Source organism: Streptomyces sp. NPDC050535 (assembly GCF_044457665.1).
Classification (GTDB): Bacteria; Actinomycetota; Actinomycetes; order Streptomycetales; family Streptomycetaceae; genus Streptomyces.
Window position 1 is genome coordinate 55,853 of record NZ_JBITHE010000029.1, and the last position, 21,709, is coordinate 77,561.

Annotated in this window: 17 protein-coding genes and 1 other RNA gene; 10 read left to right on the forward strand and 8 right to left on the reverse strand. The window is 68.0% G+C overall.

Annotated features, from left to right (window positions below; all coding sequences use genetic code 11):
- The first annotated feature begins 214 nt into the window (after positions 1-214).
- Entirely contained in the window at positions 215-1,048 is an 834-nt protein-coding gene (locus tag ACIBLC_RS37520) for a hypothetical protein (protein WP_399215938.1), read from the forward strand.
- Positions 1,049-1,201: 153 nt separating this feature from the next.
- Here the strand turns inward: ACIBLC_RS37520 and ACIBLC_RS37525 are convergent, their stop codons facing one another.
- Positions 1,202-1,393, reverse strand: a complete 192-nt coding sequence (locus ACIBLC_RS37525; RefSeq protein ID WP_399215939.1) for a hypothetical protein — start codon at positions 1,391-1,393, stop codon at positions 1,202-1,204.
- 366 nt (positions 1,394-1,759) lie between these two features.
- On the opposite strand from ACIBLC_RS37525, the gene ftsE reads away from it, so the two are divergent.
- The 5 genes from ftsE to ssrA all read left to right on the forward strand — a co-directional run bounded on the left by ftsE (position 1,760) and on the right by ssrA (position 5,852).
- Positions 1,760-2,449 (forward strand): cell division ATP-binding protein FtsE, encoded by a 690-nt coding sequence (gene ftsE / locus ACIBLC_RS37530; protein WP_365430268.1) that lies wholly within the window; start codon positions 1,760-1,762, stop codon positions 2,447-2,449.
- 46 nt (positions 2,450-2,495) lie between these two features.
- On the forward strand, positions 2,496-3,413 hold the full coding sequence (ftsX, locus tag ACIBLC_RS37535) for a permease-like cell division protein FtsX (protein ID WP_399215941.1): 918 nt from the start codon (positions 2,496-2,498) through the stop codon (positions 3,411-3,413).
- 67 nt (positions 3,414-3,480) lie between these two features.
- Positions 3,481-4,662, forward strand: a complete 1,182-nt coding sequence (locus ACIBLC_RS37540; RefSeq protein WP_399215942.1) for a S41 family peptidase — start codon at positions 3,481-3,483, stop codon at positions 4,660-4,662.
- Between the two features lie 170 nt (positions 4,663-4,832).
- On the forward strand, positions 4,833-5,381 hold the full coding sequence (gene smpB, locus ACIBLC_RS37545; RefSeq protein ID WP_399215943.1) for an SsrA-binding protein SmpB: 549 nt from the start codon (positions 4,833-4,835) through the stop codon (positions 5,379-5,381).
- Positions 5,382-5,464: 83 nt separating this feature from the next.
- Positions 5,465-5,852, forward strand: a transfer-messenger RNA (tmRNA) gene (gene ssrA / locus ACIBLC_RS37550).
- An 80-nt stretch (positions 5,853-5,932) separates the two neighbouring features.
- Here the strand turns inward: ssrA and ACIBLC_RS37555 are convergent.
- Genes ACIBLC_RS37555 through ACIBLC_RS37575 form a run of 5 tightly spaced genes read right to left on the reverse strand, consistent with a single transcriptional unit; the run spans position 5,933 to position 12,318 of the window.
- Positions 5,933-6,946 carry a LacI family DNA-binding transcriptional regulator gene (locus ACIBLC_RS37555; RefSeq protein ID WP_399215944.1) on the reverse strand — a complete coding sequence of 338 codons (1,014 nt, stop codon included), beginning with the start codon at positions 6,944-6,946 and terminating at the stop codon, positions 5,933-5,935.
- The gene (gene yicI, locus ACIBLC_RS37560) at positions 6,946-9,204 is read right to left on the reverse strand and encodes an alpha-xylosidase (RefSeq protein WP_399215945.1); all 2,259 of its coding nucleotides are present in this window, start codon (positions 9,202-9,204) and stop codon (positions 6,946-6,948) included. Before yicI ends, ACIBLC_RS37555 begins: the two co-directional genes overlap by 1 nt.
- A gap of 11 nt (positions 9,205-9,215) precedes the next feature.
- On the reverse strand, positions 9,216-10,037 hold the full coding sequence (locus ACIBLC_RS37565) for a carbohydrate ABC transporter permease (protein ID WP_399215947.1): 822 nt from the start codon (positions 10,035-10,037) through the stop codon (positions 9,216-9,218).
- Complete coding sequence (locus ACIBLC_RS37570; RefSeq protein ID WP_399215949.1) at positions 10,034-11,029, reverse strand: carbohydrate ABC transporter permease; 996 nt, start codon at positions 11,027-11,029, stop codon at positions 10,034-10,036. Before ACIBLC_RS37570 ends, ACIBLC_RS37565 begins: the two co-directional genes overlap by 4 nt.
- Positions 11,026-12,318, reverse strand: a complete 1,293-nt coding sequence (locus ACIBLC_RS37575) for an ABC transporter substrate-binding protein (RefSeq protein WP_399215950.1) — start codon at positions 12,316-12,318, stop codon at positions 11,026-11,028. The genes ACIBLC_RS37570 and ACIBLC_RS37575 overlap by 4 nt, the downstream gene beginning before the upstream one ends.
- A 347-nt stretch (positions 12,319-12,665) precedes the next feature.
- Between ACIBLC_RS37575 and ACIBLC_RS37580 the strand changes: the two genes are divergently transcribed.
- From ACIBLC_RS37580 to ACIBLC_RS37595, 4 genes are all read left to right on the forward strand, one after another.
- Positions 12,666-13,229, forward strand: coding sequence for a hypothetical protein (locus ACIBLC_RS37580; protein WP_399215951.1), 564 nt, complete (start codon positions 12,666-12,668; stop codon positions 13,227-13,229).
- Between the two features lie 428 nt (positions 13,230-13,657).
- Entirely contained in the window at positions 13,658-14,560 is a 903-nt protein-coding gene (locus tag ACIBLC_RS37585) for a hypothetical protein (protein WP_399215952.1), read from the forward strand.
- On the forward strand, positions 14,560-16,782 hold the full coding sequence (locus ACIBLC_RS37590) for a glycosyltransferase (protein WP_399215953.1): 2,223 nt from the start codon (positions 14,560-14,562) through the stop codon (positions 16,780-16,782). Before ACIBLC_RS37585 ends, ACIBLC_RS37590 begins: the two co-directional genes overlap by 1 nt.
- Positions 16,779-18,113, forward strand: coding sequence for an acyltransferase (locus ACIBLC_RS37595; RefSeq protein ID WP_399215954.1), 1,335 nt, complete (start codon positions 16,779-16,781; stop codon positions 18,111-18,113). The genes ACIBLC_RS37590 and ACIBLC_RS37595 overlap by 4 nt, the downstream gene beginning before the upstream one ends.
- A gap of 114 nt (positions 18,114-18,227) precedes the next feature.
- On the opposite strand, the gene ACIBLC_RS37600 is transcribed toward ACIBLC_RS37595, so the two are convergent.
- Positions 18,228-18,656 (reverse strand): hypothetical protein, encoded by a 429-nt coding sequence (locus tag ACIBLC_RS37600; RefSeq protein WP_399215955.1) that lies wholly within the window; start codon positions 18,654-18,656, stop codon positions 18,228-18,230.
- A 13-nt stretch (positions 18,657-18,669) separates the two neighbouring features.
- Positions 18,670-21,709, reverse strand: a 3,040-nt coding sequence (locus tag ACIBLC_RS37605) for an RHS repeat-associated core domain-containing protein (RefSeq protein ID WP_399215956.1), incomplete at its 5' end; no start/stop codon positions are given.

The window sequence follows — 21,709 nt, forward strand, 5'->3', positions numbered from 1 at the left end:
ATCACAGTCACATGACTCACGCCAGTCAAATGATGTAGATCCGGACATCGCGTACGCAACGTCCTTGACGATGCTTTGAAAAGTGGGGATGGTAACGCGTGGCATGCGTATCTCTGGGGCGCATGTGAACCTGGCGCTTCAGCGAAGCCGCCTGTGACGCCGTGGCCCCGGGCGCTGCTCCATTGACGATTTAGCTACTGGGGGTACCAGCCGAATGACGAAGAAGACGCGGATCCGTGTGGCACGGATAGCCGCAGGTGCCGTGATCGCCGCCGGCGCCTCGCTGACCGCCGCCGGAGCCGCTTCGGCTCTGGACGTCGGCATAGAGGCAGGCCCGATCACGGTCGACGTGAGCACTGATGGCACCGGCGATGACGGTGGCGCGACGACTGGTGACACCACGGTCGGTACGACGACCGGCGACACGACCGGTGGTGACACCACGGTCGGCGCGACGACCGGCGACACCACTGGTGGGACGACCGACGGTGGCACCACTGACGGTGGCACGACCGATGGTGGGACGACTGACGGCGGGACCACCGATGGTGGGACCACTGACGGTGGCACGACCGACGGTGGCACGACCGACGGTGGCACCACTGACGGTGGCACGACCGATGGTGGGACGACTGACGGCGGGACCACCGATGGTGGCACCACTGACGGTGGCACGACCGACGGTGGCACCACTGACGGTGGCACGACCGACGGTGGCACGACCGACGGTGGGACCACGGACGGTGGCACGACCGGTGGCTCGACCTCTGGTGGCTCGACGTCCGGTGGTTCGACCTCCGGTGGTTCCACGTCCGGTGGCACCGACACCGACGGCGGCAACAACCCGGTCGAGCAGGGCGAGGGTTCCTCGTCCCTGACCGACACCGGTACCGACACCTCGGCCCAGGGCACGGGCGGCGAGCTCGCCGAGACGGGTGCCGCCGAGACCACCTACCTGGTGATCGGTGCGGCCACGATGATCGCCGGCGGTATCGGCTTCCGTCTGCTGCCGCGCCTCATGGCCGGCCGCGGCGGTGCCGTCGCCTGACGCACGCGCGCGTGAGGAAGGGCCCGGAGCGTGTGCTCCGGGCCCTTCCTCATGTCGAAATGCGGCCTTCTCAGGAACGCCGTGCTTCGGGACGGCTCCGGGCCCCTCGGACCAGGGGTGCCGTGGCCGCCGTAGGACCGGAATCCGCGGGTCTCACACCGTCTGGTGGGCCACCAGTACCAGTGCCGCGATCAACACGGCCAGCAGGGAGATCAGTGCCATGGGGTTCAGGCCGGCGAACGGGCTCTCCTGCTGGAGTCGCTCCCGGTTCGCGCGGCAGACGCGGCAGCGCCCCTCGCTCACAGGCGCCGCGCAGTTCGCGCACACCAGTCGGTCGTACGTCATGCGCTTGCCCTCCTTGCGCCGGCTCTCGCGTACATAACGCATCGGGGAACGCAACCGTTCCCCCTCCACTGTGCCAGGTTCCGCGGATTTCGGCGCGGTTCGCCTTATCCTGCCCCGGCGCTCCGCTGGTTAGGCCGTGAGAAGAACGCTCGCGGAGGGGTGGCCGGGCTTCGTCCCGCGGCCGCGGGTGCGTCGTGGTTGCTCGCGCAGTTCCCCGCGCCCCTGAAGGGCTACGCCCTCATCAGGCCGCTTCGCGACCCGCACAAAAACGCACAACCTGCACGCAACCCCTACTGGTGACTGCGCCGCCCCACCCGGTTCGCGTATGGTCACGCACACCTACCCCCGGCGACCCGTGGTGCATCCGTGATCCGATTCGACAATGTCTCCAAGGTCTACCCCAAGCAGACCCGCCCCGCTCTCAGGGATGTCTCCCTGGAGGTCGAGCGCGGTGAGTTCGTGTTCCTCGTGGGGTCCTCCGGCTCCGGAAAGTCCACCTTCCTGCGGCTGATCCTCCGCGAGGAGCGGACCAGCCAGGGTCAGGTGCACGTTCTGGGCAAAGACCTCGCGCGTCTCTCCAACTGGAAGGTGCCGCAGATGCGCCGCCAGCTGGGGACCGTCTTCCAGGACTTCCGGCTGCTGCCGAACAAGACGGTCGCCGAGAACGTCGCCTTCGCCCAGGAGGTCATCGGCAAGTCGCGCGGCGAGATCCGCAAGTCCGTGCCCCAGGTGCTCGACCTCGTCGGGCTCGGCGGCAAGGAGGAGCGGATGCCCGGTGAGCTGTCCGGTGGTGAGCAGCAGCGTGTCGCGATCGCGAGAGCGTTCGTGAACCGGCCCAAGCTGCTCATCGCCGACGAGCCGACCGGAAACCTCGACCCGCAGACCTCCGTCGGCATCATGAAGCTGCTCGACCGGATCAACCGGACGGGCACCACCGTGCTGATGGCGACACACGACCAGAACATCGTGGACCAGATGCGCAAGCGCGTCATCGAGCTGGAGGGGGGCCGTCTCGTCCGCGACCAGGCGCGCGGCGTCTACGGCTACCAGCACTGACCGCCACCCTCCCGCACCTGTCCATGGAAAGGCCTGAGTAGACGCCATGCGCGCCCAGTTCGTCTTGTCGGAGATCGGAGTCGGTCTCCGCCGAAACCTGACGATGACCTTCGCGGTCGTCGTCTCGGTCGCCCTCTCGCTCGCCCTGTTCGGCGGCTCGCTCCTGATGAGCGACCAGGTGAGCACCATGAAGGGCTACTGGTACGACAAGGTCAACGTCTCGATCTTCCTCTGCAACAAGAGCGACGCGGAGTCGGATCCCAACTGCGCCAAGGGCGCGGTCACTTCCGACCAGAAGAAGGAGATCATCGCCGACCTGGACAAGTCCACGGTCGTCGACAAGGTCACCTACGAGTCGGCGGACCAGGCCTACAAGCACTACAAGGAGCAGTTCGGCGACTCCCCGCTGGCCGCGTCACTCACGCCGGACCAGATGCAGGAGTCGTACCGGATCAAGCTGAAGGACCCGGAGAAGTACCAGGTCATCGCGACCGCCTTCGACGGGCGGGACGGCGTGCAGTCCGTGCAGGACCAGAAGGGCATCCTGGACAACCTCTTCGGGCTGCTCAACGGCATGAACTGGGCCGCCCGCGCGGTCATGGCGATGATGCTCGTCGTCGCCCTGATGCTGATCGTCAACACGGTGCGCGTCTCGGCGTTCAGCCGACGGCGCGAAACCGGGATCATGCGCCTGGTCGGCGCCTCGGGCTTCTACATCCAGGCGCCGTTCATCATGGAGGCGGCCGTCGCCGGACTCATCGGGGGCGGGGTCGCGTGCGGCTTCCTGGTGATCGCGCGGTACTTCATCATCGACCACGGTCTGGCCCTGTCCGAGAAGCTGAACCTCATCAACTTCATCGGCTGGGACGCCGTCCTGACGAAGCTTCCGCTCATCCTCGCGACGAGTCTGCTGATGCCGGCGCTGGCCGCGTTCTTCGCGCTGCGCAAGTACCTGAAGGTGTGACGCATGCCAAGGGGGCCGTACTGCCAACCGGCGGTGCGGCCCTTCGCGTTGTCCTAGACTCACCGGCATGTCAGGCCGTGACCTGTTCTGCGAGCCCCGTCGCATCCGCCGCGGGGCCGCCCTGACATTGCTTTTCGCCAGCGTCTTCATCGCCGGCGCGGCGACCGGATCCTTCCCCGACCCCGGCCGGAAATCCCCTGCCGCGGCTGCCGCGGGGGACCGTTCGACGCCCAGCAGCGACCACGAGGACGTCACCGAGGCCGCCGAGAAGGCCATGGCCGCCGGGAAGTCCCCCATGGAGGCAGCCGAGCGTGCCGTCAGCCGCAGCGGCGACCGCTGGGGCGCGGTCTACTCCGAGGGCGAGTACGAGGAGTTCGAGGAAGCCCTCGACGGCCAGTACACCGGCGTCGGACTGTGGGCCAGGCGCGAGAGCGACGGACGAATCGAAGTGACCCGGGTGCAGGCCGGCTCGCCCGCGGCCACCGCCGGGATCCGCAAGGGCGATCTGCTGCGCAGCGTCGACGGCCGGAAGGTCGACGGCCGTCCGGTGACCGAGGTCGTCTCCCTGCTCCGGGGTGACGCGGAGGACGCCGCGGCCGGTACGGAGGTCTCGCTCGGTCTGGAGCGGGGCACGCGCGCGTGGAGCGAGACGGTGCGCCGGGCCCTGCTGTCCACGGACTCCGTGACCGTCCGCGAGCTCGCCGACGGCGTCACCGTGATCAAGGTCGACGCCTTCACCAAGGGCTCGGGCGAGCTCGTGCGGACGGCCGTCGCCGCGGCGCCCAAGGGCTCCGGAATCGCCCTCGACCTGCGCGGCAACTCCGGCGGCCTGGTCACCGAGGCCGTCACCGCCGCCTCCGCCTTCCTCGACGGCGGCCTCGTCGCCACGTACGACGTCGACGGCGACGAGCGCGCCCTGCACGCCGACCTCGGCGGGGACACCAGCAGGCCGCTGGTCGTGCTCGTGGACGGCGGCACGATGAGCGCGGCCGAACTGCTCACCGGCGCCCTCCAGGACCGCGGCCGCGCGGTCGTCGTGGGCTCCCAGACCTTCGGCAAGGGCTCGGTCCAGATGCCGAGCCGGCTGCCCGGCGGGTCCGTCGCCGAGCTGACCGTGGGGCACTACCGCACCCCCTCCGGACGTGGCGTCGACGGGCGGGGCATCACACCCGACCTCGACGTGGACGCGGGGGCGGGGGCGCTGGGGCGGGCCGAGACGGTGCTCAGTGGGCTCGGGGACCCTTCGTAGCCCGCTTTCCGGCCCTTCGGGACCTTCGCAGCCCGCTTTCCTGACCCTCGTGGACCGCGTCGCCGGTGCCGTGGCGGGCCGCGTTCCCTGTTCCCTCGCGGGCCGCGATCCCGGTGCCGGGTAATCGGCTTTCCCTCCGGCCCCCCTGTAGTGCGAAAATGGCCAGCACTATGAGTAAGGGAATGTACGTACCGAAGGAGTCCCAGCCGAAGCAGGGCGGTCAGGCGGGCTCCGGCAAGGTCAAGGACGGCAAGCGCAAGATCGTCGCGCAGAACAAGAAGGCACGGCACGACTACGCGATCATCGACACCTACGAGGCCGGGCTCGTCCTGACCGGCACGGAGGTGAAGTCGCTGAGGCAGGGCCGCGCCTCGCTGGCCGACGGCTTCGTCCAGATCGACGGGAACGAGGCCTGGCTGCACAACGCCCACATCCCGGAGTACAGCCAGGGCAGCTGGACCAACCACTCCGCGCGCCGCAAGCGCAAGCTGCTCCTCCACCGCGAGGAGATCGACAAGCTGGCGTCGAAGTCCGAGGAGACGGGTCACACGATCGTGCCCCTCGTCCTGTACTTCAAGGACGGCCGCGCGAAGGCCGAGATCGCGCTGGCCAGGGGCAAGAAGGAGTGGGACAAGCGGCAGACGCTGCGCGAGAAGCAGGACCGGCGCGAGTCGGACCGCGCGATCGCGGCGGTCAAGCGCCGGGAGCGCGGCCAGTAGGAATAGGTTGGCGCCGTCGTGCGTTGTTCACGTACGATGGCTCATGCACCTCACAGCGGGTGCGCGCTTTGAAAAATCAACATGGGGATGATCGGTTTCGACAGCGGCTGTCGAAGCAGGGGAAGCGAGCCGAGGAAGCGGCAATGATCTCGTTAACCATATGTCGCAACCAATAATCGCCAATTCCAAGAGCGATTCCCAGTCCTTCGCCCTCGCTGCCTAATAACAGCGACTGAAGGACCCTAAAAGGGTGTCAGCCCGGGAGTGTTCCCGACCCGGATCCTGGCATAATCTAGGGAACTAAACCGCCGAGCCCGGTCACGGGGTTCGGTGGGAAATCAAACAGTGACTGGGCCCGTCGGAGACTTGTTCGCGAGATCGCCGGGGCCGAGAAAATCACAGCGAACTGCGCTCGGAGAAGCCCTGATTCTGCACCGTTGGACGCGGGTTCGATTCCCGCCATCTCCACTCATCCCATGTGGGTTAAAGCCCCGCTGCCTCGGCAGCGGGGCTTTTTCCTTTGCTGTTCGTTCCCTTCACGGTCCGGCTGTTCACTGCGTCAGCCTGCGCGGTGCCGTGCTGGCCCGCTCCGTCAGCCGGGGCGTGAGCAGGGTCGCCTCCGGTACGGGGGTGCCGCCCAGCTTCCGCATCAGCAACTCGACCGCCCGCGTGCCCACTTCGGCGGACGGTATGGCGATGGAGGTGACGGGGACGCGGAGGCTTCCGGCGAGCTCGTCCGGGCAGATGGCGGTGACGGACAGATCGCCCGGGACGCGCAGCCCCAACTGCTCGAAGGCGTCGATCAGCGGCTCGAGGACCGGTTCGTTGTGCACGACGACTCCCGTCAACGCCGGGCGCTCGCGCAGCAGTTGCTCGGCGGTCCGGCGCGCGGCCGCAGGCGACGCCTCGCAGGGGTGCACGGAGGACGCGAGTCCCCTCCGGTCGGCGGCGGCCGTGAAACCCCGTACCACGCGCTGCGCGAACCCGGTCTCGCGCACGTACACCTCGGGCGGCGACCCGACCAGCGCGACCACGCGGTGCCCGAGCCCGGCCAGATGCTCCACGCACAGCTCGCCCGCCGCCGTGAAGTCCAGGTCGATACAGGTGAGCCCCTCGGCGAGGGCAGGGAACCCGATGAGTACGGACGGCCGGTCGAGGGCGCGCAGCAACGGCAGCCGCGGATCCTGGAGTTGGACGTCCATCACGATCAGCGCGTCCACCAGCGCGCTGTCCGCGACCCTCCGCAGCCCGTCCTCGCCCTCCTCCTGCGTGAGCAGCAGGACGTCGTGGTCGTGCCGGCGCGCCGCGGTCACCACGGACACCGCGAACTGCATGACGACCGGCACATGGACCCCGCCCCGCAGCGGTACCACCAGCGCGACCACGTTCGACCGGCTGCTGGCGAGGGCCCGCGCACCCGCGTGCGGCCGGTAGCCGAGCTCGCGGATGCTCTCCTCGACGCGCTGCCGGGTCTCCTCGGAGATCGGGCGCTTGCCGCTGAGAGCGTACGAGACGGTGCTGGGGGACACCCCGGCGTGCCGCGCCACATCCGTGATCTTCACCATCACTCGGACTCCAGTTCCACCGTCAGGAACCCCGTCCCGGCCCGGGCCCGCACCTCGCGCCCGCCCGCCGCGAGCCCCCACGGCACACCGGGATCGCTGGACGAGGCCCGCAGCGTGTCACCTTCTCGTACGACCGTGAAGGTGGTCCCGCCCACGGGCACCGTCACCTGCGCGCCCCGCTCCAGGCCGTACGCGCGCAGGGTGAGCCCGTCGGCGTGGTCGTAGTCGGGCCGGTCGTCGACGGCGCCCACCGGAATCACCGCGCCCGGCCGGACCAGGAGCGGCACACTCAGGAACCCGTGCCGTTCGCGCACCCAGCGCGGTCCGGTCACGGTCCGTCCGCCGAGGAACTGGGTCCAGGTGCCCTCGGGCACGTAGTACGACACGTCTCCCTCGTCGGAGAACACCGGCGCGACCAGCAGATCGGGACCGAGCATGTACTGCCGCTCCAGATGCGCGCAGCCGGGATCGTCCGGGAACTCCAGGACCATCGCCCGCATCACCGGCACGCCCTCCGCGTGGGCGGCGCGGGCGGCCTCGTACAAATAGGGCATGAGGCCGAGCTTCAGCCGGGTGAACAGCCGCAGGACGTCCACGGCCTCCTCGTCGAACAGCCACGGCACGCGGTACGAGGACGAACCGTGCAGCCTGCTGTGCGAGGACAGCAGCCCGAAGGCGATCCAGCGCTTGAACAGCGCGGCCGTCGGGGTCCCCTCGAACCCTCCGATGTCATGGCTCCAGAAGCCGAACCCGGACATCCCGAGGCTCAGCCCGCCGCGCAGCGACTCGGCCATCGACTCGTACGTCGCCTCGCAGTCGCCGCCCCAGTGCACGGGGAACTTCTGGCTCCCGGCGGTGGCGGAGCGGGCGAAGACGATGGCCTCGCCCTCGCCCCGGTGTTTGCGGAGCACGTCGAACACGGTCTCGTTGTAGAGGTAGGTGTAGTAGTTGTGCATCCGCTCGGGGTCGGCGCCGTCCGCGTACGCGACGTCCACCGGGACCCGCTCGCCGAAGTCCGTCTTGAAGCAGTCGACGCCCTGCGCGAGGAGCGCTTCCAGTTTGGCCGCGTACCACTCGCGCGCGGCCTCGCTGGTGAAGTCGACCAGTGCCATGCCGGGTTGCCACAGATCCCACTGCCAGACATCGCCGTCCGGCCTTCTGAGCAGATGTCCCAGCGCCCTCCCCTCCGCGAAGAGCGGCGACCGCTGCGCAATGTACGGATTGATCCATACGCAGATCCGCAGGCCTTTCTCCCTCAGCCGCGCGAGCATTCCCTCCGGGTCGGGAAATACCCGCGGATCCCATTCGAAGTCGCACCAGTTGAATTCGCGCATCCAGAAACAGTCGAAGTGGAAGACGGAGAGCGGGAGTTCGCGTTCCCGCATGCCGTCGATGAAAGAGGTGACGGTGGCCTCGTCGTAGGAAGTGGTGAAGGAGGTGGACAGCCACAGGCCGAAGGACCAGGCGGGCGGAAGGGCCGGGCGGCCGGTGAGCGCCGTGTACTTGCGCAGGATGTCCTTCGGCGTGGGGCCGTGGATGACGTAGTACGTCAACTGCTGTGTCTCGGCGCTGAACTGCACCCGGGACACCGCCTCCGAGCCGACCTCGAAGGAGACCCGGCCCGGGTGGTCGACGAAGACGCCGTAGCCCGCGTCCGTCAGATAGAACGGCACGTTCTTGTAGGCCTGTTCGGTCGCTGTGCCGCCGTCCGCGTTCCACATGTCGACGACCTGGCCGTTCTTGACGAGCGGTCCGAACCGCTCCCCGAGGCCGTAGACCTTGGTGCCGACGCCGAGGTTCAGCTGCTCGCGCAGATAGTGCGCCCCGGTCGCGTCCCGCATGATGCCCATGCCCTTGGGGCCGCTGGTGGTGAGCGTGCGGCCGTGGGCGAGGAAGTCGACGTGCCAGGGGCTGGTGCGGGCGACCCTGACGGAGAGGGCGCCCGAGGTGAGTACGGCGTGTTCGTCGTCGTACGACGCGTGGGCGGCGCCGAACTCCTCCTGGGACAGCTCGAATCGGGGGCCTCGCGGCTCCTCGCCCTGGAAGTGGGTGAACGTGATGCCGATGACGTCGGGCAGTGGCGCGTGTGCGGTGATCGTCACGACCGGGCCCTTCAGCAGGTCGCCGCGGTGGCGGATGGGCTGCGTCGGCGCGTGGATCTCCAGGGTGCCCGGCCCCGACGTCACGTCGAGGACCTCGACCGGGTGGGCCGCGGTGACGCCCTCGCGCAGCAGCCAGTAGCCGTCGGTGAACTTCACGTCCGCACCCCTTACTTGACCGCGCCCACGGCGATGCCGCGGGTGAGCGTCCGCTGGAAGACGAGGAAGAAGACGATGGCGGGGAGCACGCCGAGCAGGGCGGCCGCGTTCGTCATCGTGGCGTCCATCAGGCGCTGGCCCTGGAGGACGCCGAGGGCCACCGACACCGTCTGGTTGTCGTTGGAGACCAACATGACCAGCGGCAGCAGGAATTCGTTCCATGTCCAGACGAAGAAGAAGACCAGCAGCACCCCGATGGTGGGCCGGCTGACGGGTACGACGATCCGCCACAGCACCTGCCACTTGTTCGCGCCGTCGATCCGGGCGGCCTCGATGATCTCGCGCGGGAACCGGCCGAGGACGGCAGAGAGGAGGTAGGTGCCGAAGGCCGCCTGGATGACCGTGAAGACGATGATCACGCTCAACCTGGTGTCGTACAGGCCGACTTCCTTGCTCAGGTAGTAGATCGGGTAGACCAGGGCCTCCTGCGGCAGCATGTTCGCGAGGACGAAGAAGGCGAGCACCCAGGTGCGGCCCCTGACCCGCCCGATGCCGATCGCGTACGCGTTGAGGACGGACAGCACGACGGCGAGGACCGCCACCGACCCTGATATCAGCATCGAGTTGGCGAGCTTCTGGCCGAAGTCGACGCGCTGCCAGAAGTCCTTGATCCCGTCGAGGTAGAGGCCGTCGGGGAGGCTCAGGGCGCCGTTCTGCGCGTACTCCGCCGGTGACTTGACCGCGTTGACGGCGACGACGGCGAACGGCAGCACCATGAACAGGGCCGCGATGACGAGGGCGAGGAGGACGGGGGAGCGGCGGAGCGCGGTCATGTGCGGGTCCCTTCCTCGAGGTCCTCGGCGCGGGTCTGGAGTTTGAGGCCGACCAGCGCCAGCGCGAGGATGATCACGGTGAGCACCGTGGAGATCGCGGCGCCGTACCCGACCTGCGTCTTCTCGAAGAAGGTGGCGAAGGAGAAGTAGGAGGGGACGTTCGTCGCGCCGCCCGGCCCGCCCTTGGTGAGGACGTACACGGCGCCGAAGACCTTGAGCGCGGCGATCGTGCACCAGAGGAGGACCACATAGGTCTCCGGGCGGATCTGGGGCAGGGTGACGTGCCAGAAGCGGCGCCACCAGCCGGCGCCGTCCAGCTCGGCGGCCTCGTACAGCTGCGGGTCGACGCGTTGCAGCCCCGCCATGAAGACGACCAGCGGGAAGCCGATCTGCACCCAGACCATCACGCCCATGACGCTGTAGAGGGCGATGTCGGGGTCGCCGAGCCAGTCCTGCTGCCATGATCCGAGGCCGACGGCCTTCAGCAGCTCGTTCAGGGAGCCGTTGTCGGGGGCGAGGATCCAGCTCCACACGATGCCGGCGACGGCGATGGGCAGGACCTGCGGGAGATAGAAACAGGCGCGGAGTACGGCGGCGGTCCTGGTCCCGAAGTGCTTGCCGACGAAGTCGAACAGGGCGGCGGCGAGGACGAGTCCGAGGGCGGTCGGTACGGCGGCCATGGCGAGGACCATGAAGAGGCTGTGCCGGAAGGACGCCCAGAACTCCGAATCTTCCAGCAGCTCGCGGTAGTTGGCGAGCCCGGACCACTCGGGGTTTCCGACGCCCTGCCAGTCGGTGAAGCTCACACCGGTGTTCATCAGGAACGGCAGGACGATGACGGCGGTGAAGGCGAGGGCGCCGGGCAGCAGGAACAGGGCGTACGAGTCGCGGGGGCGGCGCGGGTGTGCCGTGCGGCGTTGACGCCGGTCGTGCCTGTCCTGCCGGTGGCGCTTGTGGAACACCCGGCCGCCCCGTTCGACGGTGACCGTCATTTGGCGGGTGCACCCTTGTCGTACGCCTCCTGGAGCGCGCTGAGGTAGGCGTCCGGCTTCTCGCTGCCCGTGAGCAGCTTCTGCGTCCCGGAGACGAGGACGTCGTAGAAGCCGGGGACCGGCCAGTCGGGGTAGAAGGCCAGACCGTCCCTGTCGGCAAGGGTGTTGAAGTTCGCGATGAGCGCCTTGGCCCGAGGGTCGGTGATGGCGGCGGGGTCGGCGGCCACCGGTACGCCGCCCTTGTTGCCCAGCAGGTTCTGGATCTTCTCCGACATGGTGATGTCGATGAAGTCGTAGGCCAGTTCCTTGTTCCTGGCGCCCTCGGGGACGACCCAGAGGTTGCCTCCGGAGCCGAGGGTGAGGTTCGAGTCGGGCCAGAGGAAGGTGCCCCAGTCGAACTTGGCGTCCGACGCGAAGCGGCCGTACCACCAGCTCCCGGAGAACAGGATCGGGCTCTTGCCCTGGATGAAGGAGACCCCGGCGTCCTCCGCCTTCAGGCCGGTGGACTTCTCGCTGATGTAGCCCTTCTCGACCCAGTCGGCGAAGGTCTCGGCGCCGTAGGTCCAGGCCGCGTCCTGGAAGTCGGTCCTGCCCTTGTAGAGCTCGTAGCTGTCGACCCAGGAGCGGTCGGCCTTGGAGAGGGCGAGTTGGTAGAGGTACTGCTGGGCCGGGTACTCGGCGCCGGCGTTGGCGAGCGGGGTGATGCCGTCGGCCACGAACTTGTCCATGGCGGCGGTGAGTTCGCCGAGGGTGGTGGGCTCGGCGATGCCGTGTTCCTTGAAGAGGTCCTTGTTGTAGAAGACCATCGTGTACTCGGCGTAGTTCGGGATGCCGTACCACTTGCCGGAACCCATCACGCCGTTCGCGTCGTACTGGCTGGTGGTGCGCACGCCCGCGTTGAGCTTCTTGTCCCAGCCCCGTTCGGTGACCTCGGCGCTGAGGTCGGTGAGCAGACCCTGCTTCGAGAGCAGGCCCGCCGTCGCGTTGCCCTTGTTGTACTCCATCAGGTCAGGTGCGTCGCCCGAGTTGAGGACCATCTGCGCGGTCTTCTGGATCTGCTCGAAGCCCTTCGACTCGAACTTCACGGTGACGCCCGGGTGCGTCTTCTCGAACTCCTTGATCGCCGCGTCCCAGGCGGCGCCCATCGCGCTGTCGGGGCCTTCGTAGTGCCACAGCTTCAGGGTCTTGCCGTCGGAGGATCCACTGTCCGAACCACCGCAGGAGCTCAGTAGCAGCGATCCGCTCAGGATCACCGCCATGGCCACCACACGCCTTCGTGCCGTCAACATCCAGTGCCTCCAAGGGAGTCGGATGGGGTATCGGGGCGTCACGGAGCGTCCATCGAATCGATTCGATGCGTGACGTCGAAGCGCTTCGACGGGGGAAGGTATGTGGGGGCCGGGGGTGCGTCAATGGGGGGCGCGGGAATTGGGGCGGGGGTTCGGTGGGTCGTACGGCCCCGGGGGTGTCAGAAAGCGGTTGGCGCCGGAGGGTCTGGCGCTGTCAGGGAGTGGTCCGTGGGGAGGGGGTGGCGCTGGCCGGGTGGTGGTTCGTGCTGGGGAGGGGGTGGTGTTGGCCAGGTGGTGGTTCGTGCCGGGGAAGGGTTCCGCCGTGGGTTGCGGTCCGTGCCGGGGAGGTGCCGGCGGGCGGGCTGGACGCGTCGTTCGGGCGGTTCGCGGGGCTCGTCCCGGGGGCGCGGGCGCGGCTGGAGCAGCGGTCCGTACGGTACGAGGCGATGGCCGTCGCGCTGCTCGCGGACCGTCACCTCGCCGCACCGGACGCGGTGCCACCGGCCGCTCTCGCGGGCGGGACCGTATACGCCGGTGCGGGAACTCCGCGGACGCTGGAGTGGGCCGATCTTGCCCGCCACCTGTTCGAGGGGCGCGGCATCGGAGTCGCGCCACCCGCGCCGGTGGCCGTCGGAGCCGAGGGATTCCGCCGGGTGCCGGCCAGGACCCGTACACCTGTCCTTACCGTGGTGGACTTTTCAGCCATGACCGAAACCGCCCTTAAGCCCCTCATAGGCCCCGTTCCGCCGCCCCCGCTGTCGCTGGTGTGGCGGAAGGGACTGGTGCATCCAGGCGTGGACGCCCTTCGCCGGGCGGCCGTCGAACTTGCGGGCGAGGAAGGATGGCTACGGCAGCCCGCGGACGGGTGGATTCCGGCCACAGGTGCACTCATCATGATGAGTCACAGCTGACACCAGGCAACGAGTGTCACCGGTGTGCGATACATTCTTAGTCCGGGCGCAGCTGTGGTAATAGGGGGCGCTGGGTCGGGTGGGGGCCCGATCCGGACAACAAATGCGCAAGGCCCGGCGTCGCGCGCACCCAGTAACTGTCCCGTGGGGGGATGCGCGTGCCCGTAGAAAACTGGCGGAAAGACGCCCAACTGGTCGGACAAGATGTCGATCAGCCGAATGGGCGTGGAGTAGGTCCGTCGCAGCCGCAGTCAGAGTCGCCATCTCCGTCGCGGGAGGCCGGTGCGCCGCAGGCGCGCGGACCCGTTCCGCCGCAGCCGCAGCCACGTGGGGCCGGTTCGTACCCGTCTCCTTCTCCGTCCCCTTCTTCGCCCTCGGCTCCGTCGCACAGAGCCGGTAGGCCCTCGCGGCAGGAGCCCGGTGCGCCGGTGGTCTGGCCGGAGGCCGCCGGCAGAACCTCGTCCTGGCCACTCGCCCAACGGCAGGGGTCGGGTGGCGCTGAGCGCGGCCCGGAGCCGGAGTTCCGGTCGGGCGCCGAGCGCGGCCTCGACCCGGAGCGCCCGGTGCCCTCCTGGGAGGAGACCGAAGAACCCGGGCACACCCATGATCCCCACGAGGTGACGATCCAGCTCGACGGCGCCGGACGTCAGCTCGAGGACTGGCTGGTCCAGCAGGCCAAGGGAGCCCCGGCCGCCCAGGAAGCCTCGGACGGCCCGGTCTTCGTCGACGAGTCGGGCCGCCGCAGCCGCAGATACCGCCGCCTCGGCATGCTCGTCGGCCTGGCCTGCGCGGTCTACGCCGTAGTGATCCTCGCGACCCTCCTGTCGGGCAACTCGAACGCGCCATGGATCCCGATGCCCGGCCAGCAGGAGGAGCAGCCCGCCGGTCAGGTCGACACCACACCGCTGCCCGCCGAGACGGCGAGCCCGACCGGCACGGCCTCGGTCTCCCCGGGCGCGACCGCGACGGCGAGTGACGGTACGACGCCGGAACCGGGCGTCATTCCCACGCCGGACGCCTCCGGCAGCGCCGTGGACCCGGGCACGTCCGCGAACCCGAAGCCTTCGACGTCCGCCTCGAGCGTGCCGAACCCGGGCACCTCCACCACGCCGGACCCGGATCCCGATCCCAGCGACCCGGTGACCACCTCGCCGGATCCCACTCCCACGGAGAGCGCCACGTCGGCCGACCCGACGGAGACCGCGACCACCGGCGGCGACTCGGGATCGGTCGCCGACGGCGCCGTCGAGCAGCAGCCGGTGGCAATCATCGAGCCCGAGCCGAGCACCATCCGCTCCTCGTCCTCCCTGTCCCCGGAGAACATCCTCTGATGGCATCCCGCACCAGCCGTCACGCCTCCGCGCCCCGAGCGAGGCGACCCCAGCCCAGCGCCAGGCGCCGCCGCCTGCCCATGCGCTATCTGCTGCCCTGTCTCGTCCTCGTCGCCCTGATGGCGATGCTGATGCTGCGCGGCTACGTCCACAGCGAAATCCTCGCCGACCACCGGGTCCGCCCCCCGGTGTCCTACGACCAGGTGCCCGACAAGATCCTCAAGGGCGGCCCGGTCATCGACACCCGAAGCGGCCGTACGGACACGCTGAGAATCCCGGACCGCCGGCTCGTCCTCACCTTCGACGACGGACCGGACCCCGAGTGGACCCCGAAGGTCCTCGACGTCCTGAAGAAGCACCACGCGCACGCCGTCTTCTTCGTCACCGGCACCATGGCCTCGCGCTACCCGGACCTGGTGCAGCGCATGGTGGACGAGGGCCACGAGGTGGGCCTGCACACCTTCAACCACCCCGACCTCTCCTACCAGTCCAAGAAGCGCATCGACTGGGAGCTGTCGCAGAACCAGCTGGCGCTGGCGGGCGCGGCGGGCATCCGTACGTCCCTCTTCCGGCCCCCGTACTCCTCCTTCTCCGACGCCATGGACAACAAGTCCTGGCCGGTGACGAAGTACATAGGAAGCCGCGGCTACATCACGGTCGTCAACAACACCGACAGTGAGGACTGGAAGAAGCCCGGCGTCCGCACGATCATCGAGAACGCCACGCCCAAGCGCGGCAAGGGCGCGCTCGTCCTGATGCACGACTCCGGCGGCGACCGCCACCAGACCGTCGAGGCGCTCGACAAGTTCCTGCCCCAACTCCAGGCCCGCGGCTACGACTTCGAGAACCTCACCGAGGCCCTCGACGCCCCCAGCGCGCACACCAAGGTCACCGGGCTCGACCTGTGGAAGGGCAAGGCCTGGGTCAACCTGGTGCAGGCCTCCGAGAAGACCACCGACGTCCTGGTCGTGGGCATCGCCGTCATCGGCGTCCTGGTCTTCAGCCGCTTCGGCCTGATGCTCCTGCTCTCCGTCCTGCACGCCCGCCGGGTGCGGCGCACCGGCTTCCGCTGGGGTCCGGTTCCGATCACCGAGCCGGTGTCGGTGCTGGTCCCTGCGTACAACGAGGCCAAGTGCATCGAGAACACGGTGCATTCACTGATGGCGAGCGAGCATCCCATCGAGATCATCGTCATCGACGACGGCTCGAGCGACGGCACTGCCCGCATCGTCGAGGACCTGCGCCTGCCGAACGTACGAGTCGTACGACAGCTCAACGCCGGCAAGCCCGCCGCCCTCAACAGGGGTATCGCGAACGCCCATTACGACATCATCGTGATGATGGACGGCGACACCGTCTTCGAACCGGCGACGGTACGCGAGCTGGTCCAGCCCTTCGCGGACCCGACCGTCGGAGCCGTCGCCGGCAACGCGAAGGTCGGCAACCGCGACTCCCTGATCGGCGCCTGGCAGCACATCGAGTACGTGATGGGCTTCAACCTCGACCGCCGTATGTACGACATGCTCCGCTGCATGCCGACGATCCCCGGCGCCGTCGGTGCCTTCCGCCGCTCCGCCCTGGAGCGCGTCGGAGGCATGAGCGACGACACGCTCGCCGAGGACACCGACATCACCATGGCGATGCACCGCGACGGCTGGCGGGTCGTCTACGCGGAGAAGGCCCGTGCGTGGACCGAGGCACCGGAGTCCGTCCAACAGCTCTGGTCCCAGCGCTACCGCTGGTCGTACGGCACGATGCAGGCGATCTGGAAGCACCGCAGAGCGGTCATCGAACGGGGGCCGTCGGGCCGTTTCGGCCGAGTGGGCCTCCCCCTGGTGTCCCTCTTCATGGTCCTGGCCCCGCTCCTCGCCCCGCTGATCGACGTGTTCCTGCTCTACGGGCTCGTCTTCGGCCCGACGCAGAAGACGATCGTGGCCTGGCTGGGCGTCCTGGCGATCCAGGCGGTGTGCGCGGCGTACGCCTTCCGCCTCGACCGGGAACGCATGACGCACCTGGTGTCCCTGCCGCTCCAGCAGATCCTCTACCGGCAGTTGATGTACGTCGTTCTCCTCCAGTCCTGGATCACCGCGCTCACCGGCGGCCGGCTGCGCTGGCAGAAGCTGCGGCGCACGGGCGTTGTGGAGGCACCGGGGGCGATCCCACGACAGCCGGACCGTGACTCACGTGACCGGACCTCGAACGATCGGAGGCCGGTCGGATGACGACACACGACTACACGGCGGGTGCGACACCGCCGCTGGGAGCGCCGAGGGTTGGTGTACCGGCTCAGGCGCCGGCCGCGGACAGGGGCCCCTCTCTGGGCGGGGCCCCGGGTGGGGCCGGAGCCCCGGGTGGGGCCGGAGCCCCGGGTGGGGCCGAAGCTCCGAGTGCGGGCTCCGGGACGAAGAAGCCGGGGCGTGACCGCTACCTGGATCTGCTGCGCTCGATCGCCCTGGTCCGGGTGGTCATGTACCACCTCTTCGGCTGGGCGTGGCTGACGATCCTCTTCCCCTCCATGGGCGTGATGTTCGCGCTGGCGGGTTCGCTGATGGCGCGCTCGCTCAAACGCCCGGCGTGGGGTGTGATCCGGGGCCGTGTCCGCCGACTGCTGCCGCCTCTCTGGGTGTTCAGCGCGGTGACGTTGACGCTGCTGTTCGCGGCCGGCTGGGACCTGTCCAAGGACCCGGACCACAGCGGCACCTGGGGCCTGATCGAGATGGTCAACTACGTCATCCCGATAGGCGCCCCGCCGTTCCCCTGGAGCATCGGCTCCAAGTCCGGCCTGCTGGAGAACACTTGGGCGGTCCAGTCGGCCGGCCCGCTGTGGTACATCCGTGCCTACCTGTGGTTCGTGATCGCTTCGCCGCTGCTGCTGTGGGCGTTCCGCCGCGCACCCTGGCCCACGCTGCTGGCCCCCCTCGCTCTGACGGCGGTGGTCGGGACCGGCGTGGTGTCGATCCCCGGTGAAACCGGCAACGCCATCTCGGACTTCGCGGTCTTCGGCGGCTGCTGGGTGCTGGGCTTCGCCCACCACGAGGGCGTACTGGCGAAGGTTCCCCGCTACCTCGCGATCTCCTGCTCCGCCCTGCTCATGGCCTTCGGCCTGTGGTGGGCGTCGGGCCATCTGGGCCAGGACGGCTGGGACTTGAACGACATCCCGCTGGCCCAGGCGACCTGGTCCTTCGGCTTCGTCGTCATCCTCCTCCAGTACGCCCCGTCCTGGCAGGAACTCCCCGGCCGCCTCGCCAAGCTGGACAAGCTCGTCACCCTCTCCAACAACCGAGCCGTCACGATCTACCTGTGGCACAACATGCTCATCATGGCCACGGTCCCGATCATCGACCTCGCCTACAGCCTCCCGTTCATGGAGGGCGAGGGCGCGACATCCCTCCTGGACTCCACCTACAACCTGTGGATGTTCGTACTCGTATGGCCCCTGATAGCCCTCGCGATCCTCGCCGTGGGCTGGGTCGAGGACCTCGCGGCACAACGGAGTCCGCGGTTGTGGCCGAATGGGACGAAGGGCGGGGCTTCCCGGTCTCGGCGAAAGTAGATCCTCCACGTGTTCCAGGGCGCCCATTTGCTTGGCGCCTTTCTGAATGCCGGGGAGTCGTCTACTGAACGTGACTGCTCAGATCACGCAAGGGCATGAGCAGTCACGTATTGCTTAATTGAAGCTATCATCAGAAAAGGGGTCGGAGTGCTCCCCCCAGTGAAATCTGTAGGACCCCTCCGATCCGTGGGAAACGGCGCTCAATCCGCGATCCGGGAGATTGAACTCTTCTCGGGCCCAGCCATCCATCGCCAGGGCCGCTACTTCCGACCGGAAGTGGGCGAGCGGGAAGGTAAGGGACGTGACCTTGACGATCAAGCCGGAGGGATGCATGGCGGCCAGTTCGGAAGAATGGGCTGCAAGTCCGAAGGAAAGCCAAGCCGCGTCACGCCAGTTGATCCCCTCGGGAAGTGTCAGCCATACGTTGCGGTAGACCTGCAAACGGAATTCTTCACTAACGTCGGGAGCGCAGTATTCAGCTGTCACGTCTGCGGCAAGGCCGCCGAAGGGGCTGCTGAGACGGTATCTGAATGTGCTCGTCATTTTCTCTCGTACCCTAGAATTTCAGTAGGTGGAAGACTGATTTGCTGAAGATGTTCTCCGCCTGCCCCATTCCGGTGGGCGCCCGCACGTAGTCATAGTCGTGGGGAGCTCCGTCTCCCCACAGTCTGCTGTGTTTGTTCGCAAATTCCGTCGCGGCGTCCTCGCCAATTTCATGAAGGTCTATCTTCTTCATGTTGGAGAAGTCGCTCGCGCTGACCCTGAACGGCATAACTTCTACGTCTGCTCCACGGGAACGAAGTCGTTCGGCGTAGCGGTCGGCATCTGCACGTGATTCCCATGAATAGACTCCTTCCCCGTAGTGGCCGCGGTTCTCCGCAGTGGGCCACGGGGTTCCGTCACCGCGCAGGCGGGCGGCATTCTCGGAATCCTGCACGGAATAGAACTCATGGTAGTCAGGAGCCAATCCTAGACTGTCGGAGCGGGTGTGCGGGGTGCTGACGTAGGCGATGGGGTTCGGCGCCGGCTCGAGACCGAGTGGGTCGGGGGACAGGTACCGGGCCGTTTCAGGGTCGTAGTGCCGGAAGTAGTTGTAGTGAAGCTCGGTTTCGGAGTCGAAGTACTGACCGGGAAAGCGGAGCGGTGTGTATGTCGTGCAGTTGGCGGCCCAAGCGGTGCGGCCCCACAGTGTGCTCTGCGCCCGCCACGCGATCTCACCCGTCTCGTCGACGAGTTCGGTCGGTGTACCGACGAGATCGGTGACGATGGCGAAGAAGCGGGAGTCGATCTCCTCTTGCGGGGCCTCCAGCCCGGTGATGCGTTCCGTCTGAGCAATCGGGTGGAGACCCTGATGGTCCCAGGTGAGAGTGACTGGGTTCGGCAACTCCCGGCTGGTGGTGGTCTGTTCACAGAGTGTCGTGCCGTCCCAGGTGAAGTCGGTGCGCTCGATGACCGTTTCACTGTCGCCGGCCATGCGGAGCTTGGCCGCGCGGCGGCCCATCGGGTCATAGGTGTAGCGCCACAGCGTTCCGTCAGGGGTGACGGCGGACGCCAGACGGTCTTCGGCGTCCCAGGTGTAGCGCCAGGTGTCCGGCCTGCGGGACAGGCGTGGTTTCTGGCGCAGCGTGATGCGCCCCAGTGCGTCGTGTTCGTAGCGCACCTTGCCGGCGCGGGTGATCTGTGTGCCGGTGTAGGTGCGGGGTCCCGTTGCCTCGTGGCTGGGGTGGGTGGCGGGCCATGTGGCATCGATCTGGTTGCCCGCCTCGTCATAGGCGTACGTCTCGGTCCAATTCGCCGCGTGGACCGTGGTGACCCGGCCCGTCGAATCGAGGTCGAAGCGGCGGGCGCCGGCCAGCTGGTCGTCGATGCCGATGAGATGGCCGTCCGCGCGGTAGGTGTATTCCCGCTGCTGCACCGAATGACCGTCCGCGGCGGTCACTGACTGGGCTGTGAGGTGGCCCACGGCATCGAAGGTGTGAAGGAGAGAGACGAACTCACCGGTGTGACGGGCGAGTTCACGGCCCACCGGGTCGTAGCCGAACTCAACGGCGCGGCCCGAGGTGGTCAGACTGGTGCGGCGCCCTGCCGCGTCGTGGCCCCAGGTGCTGACAGCCCCTGAAGGCGTTGTGCGTCCGGCGCGGCGGCCGAGGTCGTCGTACATGTAGGTGAGGGTGCGCGCACCCACTGTCTCGGATTTCAGACGGCCCAGGTCGTCGTGGAGGAGTGTCACGGTGGTGTCGGGGCTCGCAGCCCTGGCAAGCCGGTCAGCCACGTCGTAGCTGAAGGCCGTGACATGGCCATCCGCGTCCTTGCGGGTGACCTGGCCGAGAACATTGCGCTCGTAACGGACTGTCTGTTCGAGAGCATTCGTGCGAGAGCGAAGGCGTCCCGCTTCGTCGTGGTTGTACACAAGGGTGCGGTCGTCGAAGTCCGTTTCGGAGATCAGGCGGCCTGCGGAATCGTATGTGTAACTCCAGCTCAATCCCTGTGGGTTGGTCACCTGGATGAGGCGCAGTTCCGCGTCGTGCGTGAACTCGTGGCGTGCGCCGTCCGGGCCGGTGCGCGCGCACAGCAGATCGAAGTGGGTGTATTCGTACCGGGAGACGGCACCCGTCTTGTCGGTGTAGGCGGTGCGGTTGCCTTCGCCGTCGTACGTCCAGGACTCCACCGTGCCGTTCGGGTCGACGCGACGCGAGAGGTGTCCTTCGGCTGTCCACGCCAGATGGGTGGTGGCACCCAAGGCGTCTGTGATGGTTATAGGCCTGCCGAAGGCATCTCGCTCACAGGAGGTGACGGCGTGGAGCGGGTCGGAGACCGAGAGGGGGAGTCCGAGCGCGTCACAGGTGACCGTAGTGACGTTGCCCAACGGATCGGCGACCGAGGCGAGGCCACCTGTGTCGTCGTATGCGAAGTGAGTGCTGAGACCCGCCGGATCCATGACCGCTGTGCGGTTGCCGCGCTCATCGTACGTCTGGTGCCGGGCCGTACCGTCGGGGTTCACTACCTGAACCGGAAGACCGAGCTCGTTGTACTCGACCTGGATCCTGCGGTCGTCCGGGCGGGTGATCTCGATGAGTTGGCCGTTCGCGTTGCTTGCGAACCGCGTGGTGTGACCGAGTTCGTTGGTCTGCGACACCAAGTGGTGGTGGGCGTCGTACGTGGTGTGGACGACGCCGCCCAAGGGGTCGATCTCGGCCACGACCTGGCACTCCGCGTTAATGACGAATCGCGAAACGCTGCCTTCGGTTGTGGTGAGTGTGGTGATGCGGCAGCCGGGCCAGGCGGGGTCGGTGCCGTCGTAGTCGAGGGTGATGGTGAGGTGACCGGCCTCGCCGCCCTCGGCGATGCACCGGTCCCGGTCGTCGTAGTCGTACGCGTAGCTTCGATGGTTGCTGTCGGTCCATGAGGCGATGCGCAGGCGCTTGTCGTACGTGAAGTTGAGCGGGTGACCGGCTGCGTTGATGACTGTGGTCAGGGCTCCGTCGGTGTAGTTGTACGTCCTGATGGTGACGTCGGAGCCGTCTTCGGCGGCGCCCGCCAGGGCAAGGGCGGTGATGCGGCCTTCGTCGGTGGTGAGTGTGAGGTGGTAGCCGCCG

Bases quoted from the DNA above. Each gene is read 5' to 3' on its own strand.
- ACIBLC_RS37595 (WP_399215954.1), top strand. From the start codon at position 16,779: ATGACGACACACGACTACACGGCGGGTGCGACACCGCCGCTGGGAGCG.
- ACIBLC_RS37590 (WP_399215953.1), top strand. From the start codon at position 14,560: ATGGCATCCCGCACCAGCCGTCACGCCTCCGCGCCCCGAGCGAGGCGA.
- ACIBLC_RS37565 (WP_399215947.1), bottom strand. From the start codon at position 10,037: ATGACCGCGCTCCGCCGCTCCCCCGTCCTCCTCGCCCTCGTCATCGCG.
- ACIBLC_RS37525 (WP_399215939.1), bottom strand. From the start codon at position 1,393: ATGACGTACGACCGACTGGTGTGCGCGAACTGCGCGGCGCCTGTGAGC.
- ACIBLC_RS37520 (WP_399215938.1), top strand. From the start codon at position 215: ATGACGAAGAAGACGCGGATCCGTGTGGCACGGATAGCCGCAGGTGCC.
- smpB (WP_399215943.1), top strand. From the start codon at position 4,833: ATGAGTAAGGGAATGTACGTACCGAAGGAGTCCCAGCCGAAGCAGGGC.
- ACIBLC_RS37570 (WP_399215949.1), bottom strand. From the start codon at position 11,029: ATGACGGTCACCGTCGAACGGGGCGGCCGGGTGTTCCACAAGCGCCAC.
- ACIBLC_RS37540 (WP_399215942.1), top strand. From the start codon at position 3,481: ATGTCAGGCCGTGACCTGTTCTGCGAGCCCCGTCGCATCCGCCGCGGG.
- ftsX (WP_399215941.1), top strand. From the start codon at position 2,496: ATGCGCGCCCAGTTCGTCTTGTCGGAGATCGGAGTCGGTCTCCGCCGA.
- ACIBLC_RS37575 (WP_399215950.1), bottom strand. From the start codon at position 12,318: ATGTTGACGGCACGAAGGCGTGTGGTGGCCATGGCGGTGATCCTGAGC.
- ACIBLC_RS37555 (WP_399215944.1), bottom strand. From the start codon at position 6,946: ATGGTGAAGATCACGGATGTGGCGCGGCACGCCGGGGTGTCCCCCAGC.
- ACIBLC_RS37600 (WP_399215955.1), bottom strand. From the start codon at position 18,656: ATGACGAGCACATTCAGATACCGTCTCAGCAGCCCCTTCGGCGGCCTT.